The 8,712-nt window shown below is 66.8% G+C and carries 7 protein-coding genes; 6 read left to right on the forward strand and 1 reads right to left on the reverse strand.

The genetic code is table 11. The features are described 5' to 3' along the window. Positions 1 to 570, reverse strand: a 570-nt coding sequence (locus VNN10_05595; protein ID HXH21482.1) for a lysylphosphatidylglycerol synthase transmembrane domain-containing protein, incomplete at its 3' end; no start/stop codon positions are given. 89 nt (positions 571 to 659) lie between these two features. Between VNN10_05595 and VNN10_05600 the strand changes: the two genes are divergently transcribed. The 6 genes from VNN10_05600 to VNN10_05625 all read left to right on the forward strand — a co-directional run. Next, positions 660 to 2,045, forward strand: coding sequence for a UDP-glucose/GDP-mannose dehydrogenase family protein (locus VNN10_05600; GenBank protein ID HXH21483.1), 1,386 nt, complete (start codon positions 660 to 662; stop codon positions 2,043 to 2,045). Next, positions 2,042 to 2,995, forward strand: coding sequence for a UDP-glucuronic acid decarboxylase family protein (locus VNN10_05605; protein ID HXH21484.1), 954 nt, complete (start codon positions 2,042 to 2,044; stop codon positions 2,993 to 2,995). The genes VNN10_05600 and VNN10_05605 overlap by 4 nt, the downstream gene beginning before the upstream one ends. A 47-nt stretch (positions 2,996 to 3,042) precedes the next feature. Further along, complete coding sequence (locus tag VNN10_05610; GenBank protein HXH21485.1) at positions 3,043 to 4,089, forward strand: SDR family NAD(P)-dependent oxidoreductase; 1,047 nt, start codon at positions 3,043 to 3,045, stop codon at positions 4,087 to 4,089. A gap of 49 nt (positions 4,090 to 4,138) precedes the next feature. Continuing rightward, entirely contained in the window at positions 4,139 to 5,281 is a 1,143-nt protein-coding gene (locus VNN10_05615; protein ID HXH21486.1) for a glycosyltransferase family 4 protein, read from the forward strand. Beyond that, the gene (locus tag VNN10_05620; GenBank protein ID HXH21487.1) at positions 5,278 to 6,159 is read left to right on the forward strand and encodes a class I SAM-dependent methyltransferase; all 882 of its coding nucleotides are present in this window, start codon (positions 5,278 to 5,280) and stop codon (positions 6,157 to 6,159) included. Before VNN10_05615 ends, VNN10_05620 begins: the two co-directional genes overlap by 4 nt. A gap of 9 nt (positions 6,160 to 6,168) precedes the next feature. Continuing rightward, on the forward strand, positions 6,169 to 8,712 hold a 2,544-nt coding region (locus tag VNN10_05625; GenBank protein ID HXH21488.1), incomplete at its 3' end, for a glycosyltransferase family 39 protein.

The raw sequence follows: 8,712 nt of genomic DNA on the forward strand, positions 1-8,712 counted from the left end.
GGCGGCCACGGCGGCCAGGCCCAGGAGCATCGCCGGCGCGCGCGCGCCCGCCGGCACGGGGACGAAGGGGGCCAGCAGCAACAGGAGCAGGAGCAGCACCATGATGTCCACCAGGCGCTCGACCACGACGGTCGAGAGCGAGCGCGTCGTCGAGATCGAAGCCAGCTCGCTCAGGAGGTAGACGCGGCCCAGCTCGCCGACCTGGAAGGGCAGCACGTTGTTCATCAGATAGCCGGCGTTCAGCGACCCGAAGAGGTGCCACACCTTCAGCCGCGGCACGGAGAAAAGGAGCACCCGCCAGCGCACGGCCCGCACGACGAGCGTCGCGACCAGCACGCACCAGGCGGCGGCCAGAAGGCCGACGTCCGCGTTGCCGATAGCATCGCCGACCTCGCCCCAGTGGACGCCACGCAGCGCCAGGTACAGCGCTATTGCGCTGATCAGGAGGCCGATGAAGAGGTGGAGGCGGTTGAACGTGGCTGGCTCCGATGCCGGCGCCCGTGGGCACGAAGTAAGGCTGGCGCCCGCGCCAGGGCGCGGGGGCCCGCCCGGATATCCTATCCTTATTATCGGCGCGCTTGCGTTTTCTCGGACGTGACCGAGCCGATAATCAACAGTAGGCCGGACGGACGCGGCGCGAAGAGACGCCGGGAGGAGACATGCCGGAAAGCAGCAGGCTCGCGGTCGTTGGCTGCGGCCACGTTGGGACGGTCACCGCGGCGGGCTTCGCCGAGCTCGGGCACACGGTCGCTGGCATCGACATCGATGAGGACCTCGTGCGCGGGCTGAACAACCTGGCCATCCCCTTCCTCGAGCCCGGCCTGCAGGAGCTCTTCGAGCGCAACATCGATGCCGGCCGGCTTCGGTTCACAACCTCCTACGATGAGGGCCTGGACGGCGCGGAGTTCGTTTTCCTGTGCGTAAACACGCCCGCAACCATCACCGGCGCCGCGGACCTGCGCTACGTGCGCAGGGCGGTGGCGCAGATCGCGGAGGTAGTGTCGCGGTCGCAGGCGCGGCCGGTGATCGTCAACCGGAGCACGTCGCCCATCGGCACCGAGGAGACGATCGACGCCATCCTGGCCCGCAGCTTCGCGAAGGCGGACGCCCGGCCGGTCATCGCGGCGAACCCGGAGTTCACGCGCGAAGGCAGCGGCGTGCACGACTTCTTCAACCCTGAGCGCATCGTCGTCGGGGCGGACCTGCCGGAAGACGCGGCGCGCGTGGCGGCCCTGTATGACCCCATCGATGCGCCCCGTGTGCTGACCGACATCCGCACGGCGGAGATGATCAAGTACGTCTCCAACGCCTTCCTTGCGACCAAGGTGTCCTTCGTCAACGAGATCGCCCGGCTCTGCGAGCGCCTCGGAGTGGACGTCGATGTCGTCACCCATGCGGTGGCGCTGGACCCGCGGATTGGAGGGCAGTACTTCCGCCCGGGCGTCGGCTACGGCGGCAGCTGTCTGCCGAAGGACGTCGCCGCCCTCTATCACACGGGAGAGTCCGTGGGGCTGACAATGCGCCTGCTCTCGTCCGTCCAGGACGTCAATATCAGCCAGCGCAAGCACGTCGTGAACGCCATCCGGGCGATCCTTGGCCCCCTGGAAGGCCTCACGATCGCCGCCTGGGGCGTCACCTTCAAGGCCGGCAGTGAGGACCTGCGCGAGTCCCCCGCCCTCGACATCATCGGCCTGCTCCGGAACGAGGGGGCGCACGTGCGCGTCTACGACCCCTCCCTGAGGGAGGACCGCGGCCTGCCGCTGGCGGACGAGGTCTGCCGCAGCGCGCTCGATGCGGCCCGTGGCGCCGACTGCGTCGCCATCCTGACGGACTGGCCGGAGTTCGCCGCCATCGACCTCTCGAAGCTTCGCCGCGTCATGCGCGGCCGCCTGCTCTACGATGGCCGCAACATGCTGACGCGCGCGACGGTGGAGGCAGCCGGGTTCGAGTATTGTGGCGTCGGACGCGCGGCGACGGCGTTCAAGGCCGCGAACGGGCGCCCTTCGCGGGAAGCGGCCCGCGCCGACCTGGAGCGCCCGCGATGAGAGTCCTGGTCGCCGGGGGCGCGGGCTTCATCGGCAGCCACGTCTGCGATGCCCTGCTGGCCGGGGGCCATGAGGTCGTCTGCCTCGACAACTTCGTTACAGGCCGCCGGCGGAACATCGAGCACCTCGCGGACGCGCGCGACTTCGAGCTCATCGAGGCGGACGTGGCGGCGGCGCCCGCCGTGCGCGCCGACCTCGTGCTGCATCTTGCCTCGCCGGCGAGCCCGGTGCACTACAAGGAGTACCCCATCGAGACCATGCTGGCGAACTCCGCCGGCACGCACCGCCTTCTGGACATCTCCCGGTTCAGCGGGGCCCGCTTTGTCTTCGCGTCGACCTCGGAGGTCTACGGCGACCCGCTCGAGCACCCTCAGCGCGAGACGTACTGGGGCAACGTCAACCCCATCGGCCCGCGGGCCTGTTACGACGAGTCGAAGCGCTTTGGCGAGGCGCTCACGTTCGAGTACCGGCGCAAGCTAGGGGTGAACGCGTCGATCGTGCGCATCTTCAACACCTACGGCCCGCGCATGAACATCGATGACGGGCGGGTGGTGCCGGCCTTCATCTCGGCCGCCCTGGAGCGGCGGCCGCTGCCGCTGCACGGCGAGGGCAACCAGACCCGGTCCTTCTGTTACGTCAGCGACCTCGTCGACGCCCTGCTGCGGGTCGCGTTCGATCCGGCGGCGGACGGGGAGGTGTTCAACGCCGGGAACCCGCAGGAGGTGTCAATGCGCGAGCTGGCGTCGCGGGTCGCGCGGCTCACGGGACTGAGCGCGGAGTCCATCCAGCACCTGCCCCGGGGGGCCGACGACCCGGAACGGCGGCGGCCGGACATCGGCAAGATGCGGTCGCGCTACGGCTGGGAGCCGCGGGTGGGGCTGGAGGAAGGTCTCGCGGCGACGATCGAGTATTTCCGGGCGACTGTGACCGCCCCCGGAGCAGGACGGTAAAGCTTGAGACGGCCGCAGTCGACAAGTTATCCGAGGTCCCGCCGCCCTTGACTCTCGACAACCGGCGCAGAGTGCTCATCACCGGCGGCGCCGGCTTCATCGGCGCCAACCTCGCCGACCGCCTGATCGCAGACGGTGCCGCCGTCACCATCTTCGACAACCTCTCGCGCCGCGGCGCGGCACAGAACCTGGCGTGGCTCAAGGACAGCCACCCCGAGGATTTCCGCTTCGTGCAGGGCGACATCTGCGACGCTGGGGCAATCGGCCGAGCGATGCAGGGTATGCAGGCGGTTTACCATCTCGCCGCCCAGACCGCGGTGACGACCTCGGTGACTGACCCGCGCTCGGACTTCGAGATAAACGCTGCTGGCACCTTCAACGTCCTGGAGGCCGCGCGTCACGAGGGCGACAACCCGATATTCATCTACGCCTCGACGAACAAGGTCTACGGGGGCATGGAGCACCTGGAGGTCGTGGAGGAAGCCACTCGCTATACGTATAAGGACCTGCCACGCGGGGCCAGCGAGAATGAGCCGCTCGACTTCCACTCGCCTTACGGCTGCTCGAAAGGGGCGGCCGACCAGTACGTGCGCGATTACCACCGCATCTACGGCCTGCGGACGGTGGTGTTCCGGCAGAGCTGCATCTACGGCCCGCGCCAGATGGGCGTCGAGGACCAGGGTTGGGTCGCCTGGTTCGTCATCGCCGCGGTGCTGGGTAAGCGGCTGACGATCTACGGGGACGGGAAGCAGGTGCGCGACCTGCTCTATATCGACGACCTGGTAGAGGCCTACCGCCTGGCCGGCGAGCACATAGAGCAGACGGCTGGCCGCATCTACAACATCGGCGGCGGGGCCGCGAACACGATGTCGGTGTGGACGGAATTCCGGCCCCTCCTGGAGCGCGCCCTTGGGCGCCGCGTGCCGGAGCCGGCGTTCGCCGACTGGCGTCCGGGCGACCAAAAGGTCTTCTTCTGTGACACCTCCAGGGCAGAGCGCGATTTCGGCTGGCGGCCGAAGGTCGGGGTCGAGGAGGGCGTGCATCGTCTCGCCGAGTGGGTCCAGGCCAACCAGAGCCTGTTCACGGAGGAGTGAACTGAAGGTCCTCGCCGCCCTAACCTATTACCGGCCCCACGTCAGCGGTCTGACGATCTACGTGGAGCGGCTTGCCCGAGGCCTTGTCGCGCGCGGGCACGAGGTCACCGTGCTCACCTCACGGTACGACGCGAGCCTGCCGGAACAAGAGGTCATGGATGGCGTGCGGGTGGTGCGGGTGCCAGTGGCGTTTCGCGTCAGCAAGGGCGTCATTATGCCTAAGTTCGGACTTTACGCCACCCGCCTGGCCAGGGAGCACGACGTCCTCAGCATTCACCTCCCCCAGTTCGACGCCTGGGGCCTTTCCCTGCGGGGACGTCTGTTCAAAAAGCCAGCAGTCCTCACCTACCACTGCGACCTCCAGTTGCCCGCGGGGCTGTTGAACCGACTCATAGACCAGGTGACTTTTGGGGCGAACTACCTCGCCGCCATCTGGGCGGACCGCATCGTTGCCTACACGCAGGATTACGCGGACCACTCGCGCCTTCTTCGGCGTTTCAAGCGCAAGATCGAGGTCATCCTGCCGCCGGTGGTGATGCCGGCGCCGGCCGAGGAAGAAGTAAGCCGCTTCCGGCGCAGCCATGCCCTCGAGGGCAGGCCCGTGGTGGGCTTCGCAGCCCGCTTCGCAACCGAGAAGGGCATCGAGGTGCTCGTCGACGCCATGCCCGAGCTCGAGAAGCGCTTCCCGGACCTCAAGGTCCTCTTCGCCGGCCCCTACCAGGACATAGTCGGGGAGGAGCAGTACCGCGCCCGGCTCTTCCCGCGCATCGAGGCTATGGGCGAGCGCTGGGAGTTTCTTGGGACGCTACGGCCGGAGGAGATGCCAGCCTTCTACGCCTCACTGGACTGCCTCCTTGTGCCCAGCATCAACATGACGGAGTCTTTCGGCCTAGTGCAGGTCGAGGCGATGCTCTGCGGCACGCCGGTGATTGCCAGCAGCCTGCCGGGCGTGCGGCAGCCCATTAGGATGACAGGCATGGGCGAGGTCATCCCCGTTGGGGACTCGTCGGCACTCGCGCAGTCTCTGGCCCGCATTCTCGAGGACAAGGCGCGCTACGTCCGGCCTCGCGCCGAGATCGAGGCAATGTTTGGGCTCGATCAGACGGTGGAGGCCTACGAGCGCCTGTTTGAACGCGAATTGGCCAGGAAGGGGGTCTCGCCGGCTCCCCGACGAGTGGAGAGCGGGGTTTGAGCCCTGAAGCCAGCCCTGGCCTGCGCGACCAGGCGGAAGGGCCATCCGTGCCGCCGGCCACGGCCAGTAAGGTACCTACCCGGCGATATCCGACGCCAGCTGGCTACATCCAGCGCATGCTCGCCGACGCTACATTGCCCCGCCTGCTGATACGCGGCGCGGAGTGCATGCTGCTTTCGCAGGTTGAGTTTGCCCGGCCCATGCTGGACGTTGGGAGCGGCGACGGCAGCTTTGCCGATGCGCTGTTCGCGGAGCCGGTGGACGTGGGGCTGGACCCGTGGCGCAGCCAGATGCTGTACTCCCGGCGGCTCCGCGTCTACAAGGACCTGGTGCAGGCTGCCGGCAATCCGATGCCCTTCCAGGACGGCGCCTTCGGCAGCATCCTCAGCAACTCGACACTGGAGCACACCCAGGACCCCTGGGCGATCATCCGCGAGATGTACAGGGTAGCGAGACCCGGAGCCACCTGCGTGATAACGGTGCCGAGCGAGTACTTCCCGAAGTACCTCCTCGGGTCGAGCTTGCTTTCTAGTCTCAGGCTCGACGGCCCCGCCCGACTCTACGGGGCGTTCCTCAACCGTGTCAGCCGTCACGTCCATATCCAGCCGCCGGAAGTCTGGCGCAAATGGCTCGAAGACGCCGGCTTCGAAGTTGCCGAGTGGCGGTACTACTTCTCGGCTAGAGACACCATGCTCCTGGACCTCAGCCATTACGTCTCAGCTCCTTCCATCGTGACTCACGCGTTGCTCAAACGCTGGGTGCTCATCCCCGGCAAGCACCGCGTCCTGCCTTATGCGCGCGTCTTGGCGCCATTCGCTTGGCCCGGCGACCGGAAGGACAGCGGGGCTTACATATTCTTCCGATGCGTTAAGCCTTAACCTAACCCCATGGCCGACGCACGACTTAGACCCCGTGACCAGGCCGGCGCTGTCGAGCCTGCTCTTCCTGCCGCTGCCGGCCGGCGCGCCATCGTCGCGGCCGGCGTCCTGAGCGCCGACAAGGCAATCACCGGCTTGCTGCTCGCCTGCATCCTTGTCGTCGGCCTGCTACTTCGGGTGTCCCACGTCAACTGGGATCAGGGTCAGCACCTGCATCCGGACGAGCGTTTCCTCTCCATGGTGGAGTCGGACATCAGTCTTCCGGACAGCCTCGGTCAGTACTTCGACTCGGCGAACTCGCCCCTGAATCCCTACAAAAACCGCAGCACCTTCGTCTACGGCACATTCCCGCTGTTCCTGAACAAGGTGGTCGCCGAGTGGCTGGACCGCGATGAAGGAGGCAAGACGAACTGGACGGCGGACCAGTTCCGCGGCCTCTTGGAGCGCTTTGGCGTGCAGTTCCGGCATCCGAACGGCGCCTTCCGATTCGACGGCGGCTATGACAGCCACCTTGTCGGACGGGTCCTGTCGGCGATCTTCGACGTCTTCACGATTGCCCTCGTCTTCGAAATCGGACGCGTTCTCTACAGCAAGCGTGCCGGCCTCGTTGCGGCGGCCCTTCTCTCCCTCGCGGTCCTGCACATCCAGTACTCCCACTTCTTCGGGTCCGAGACGTTCCTGGCCTTTTTCGTCGCGGCGGTCGTGTACTTCTCCGTCCGGATCGTGAAGTACGGCTCGGGCTGGAACTATGTGTGGGCGGGTGTGGCTTACGGCTTCGCCCTGGCCTGCAAGCTCAGCGCCCTGCCGGTCCTCGTGGTACCCGCGCTGGCCGTCCTGGTCCGAATGTGGCCGCAGATCGAAGCGCTATATGAGTCGATCAGCGGCTATAGCGTGCCATGGCGGCCTGGCCAGACCCCGAGAAAGGTCCACTGGGCCGGCCTCGTCCAGCCAGCGGGCTATGGCCTTCTCCTGCTGGTGTTCACGGGCCTGATCTTCCGCCTGTTCCAGCCCTACGCGTTCGAGGGGCCGGGCTTCCTCGATGTCTTCAAGGTCTCCCTGGACCTGAAGCGCGACGTCCTCAGCCTGAGCGGCTGGCTGCACCTGGAAATCATCAACCCGACGAACTACTTCAACTTCTCGGAGAAGTTCGTCAATGACATCGCCGGGCTGCGCAACCAGCAGAGCGGCGCGGACTTCCCGCCAAACATACAGTGGATCGACAGACCCTTCCTGCTCTTCCCGCTGCGCAACATCTTCTTTTTCGGCCTGGGCCCGGCGCTCTCGGTCGCTGTGGCCGGCTCGCTCGTCTACGGGTCGATCCGGTGCCTGAGGCGGCGCGATCCGGCAACGATGCTGCTCATCGTCTGGGTCGTCTTCTTCTTTCTCTTCATCGCGCGCGGCTTCAACCCCACGATGCGCTACTTCATCCCAATCTACCCGAGCATGGTGGTCCTGGCCGCCTTCGGGCTCGTCTCCCTGTGGGACTGGGCAGCATCTGGCGACGCCCGGCGCTGGCTTCAGGGGCACGCGAGCCCGCCGTGGCGGCGGCTCAGTCCCTACCTCCCGGCCGTCCTCCAGGGAGCGGTCGCGCTTGTGTTTCTGGGCACCTTCCTCTGGGCGCTGGCGTTTACCGGCATCTACCGGCAGGAGATCAGCCGCGCCCAGGCCAGCCGCTGGATCCACGCGAACATTCCGCCCGGCTCCACGCTCAGCTATCAGGAGTGGGACGACGGGCTGCCGCTGAACCTGCCAGGGCTCCCGCCATCCAACGTGTACAAGTCCGTGACCCTGAAGCCCTACGTGCCCGACTCGCCTCAGAAAGTCGAGGAGCTTGTCGCCGGGCTCGACCGGATCGACTACGTGATCGAGAGCAGCAACCGGATCTACGACTCCGTCACGCGCATCCCGGCGCGTTACCCCAGCACCACCCTGTACTACAAGTACCTGTTCGACGGCACGCTTGGCTTCGAAAAGGTCGCCGAGTTCACGAACTACCCACGCCTCTTCGGCATCGAGATCCCGGACCAGTGGGCGGAGGAGGCGTTCCACGTCTACGACCACCCGAAGGTCACCATCTGGAAGAAGACGCCGGCGTACTCGCACGAGAAGGCCATCGGCCTGCTGAACCCGAACAAGGCCGCGGGCGCCGTGAACGTCATCCCCGGCAAGTCCGGCACCAATGCCCTGCGGCTGACGCCGGACGACGCCAGGACGCAGCAGGAGAACGGCGCCTGGGACGACGTCTTCTCCACGAGTGGTCTTGCCATCGAGTATCCGGCGCTGCTCTGGTTCCTCACGCTGGAGGCAGCCGCCCTGGCGGTCTTGCCCGCGGCCATGCTGTTGTTCCGGCGCCTACCGGACCGGGGCTATCTGCTCTCGAAACCGCTGGGCGTCGTGATGCTGGCATACCCGGTGTGGCTCATCGTCAGCCTGAAGCTGGTGCACTACACCCAGGGGACGATCCTGCTCTGGCTGGCGGCGATGGGCGCCGCCGGCATACTGCTTGCCCTGCGCTTCAGGGCCGAACTACTCGGGGCATTGCGCAGCCGCTGG

This window comes from Dehalococcoidia bacterium (genome assembly GCA_035574915.1).
Classification (GTDB): domain Bacteria; phylum Chloroflexota; class Dehalococcoidia; order DSTF01; family WHTK01; genus DATLYJ01.

Coding starts and splice junctions, on each gene's coding strand:
- VNN10_05605 (HXH21484.1), top strand. CDS start 2,042: ATGAGAGTCCTGGTCGCCGGGGGCGCGGGCTTCATCGGCAGCCACGTC.
- VNN10_05600 (HXH21483.1), top strand. CDS start 660: ATGCCGGAAAGCAGCAGGCTCGCGGTCGTTGGCTGCGGCCACGTTGGG.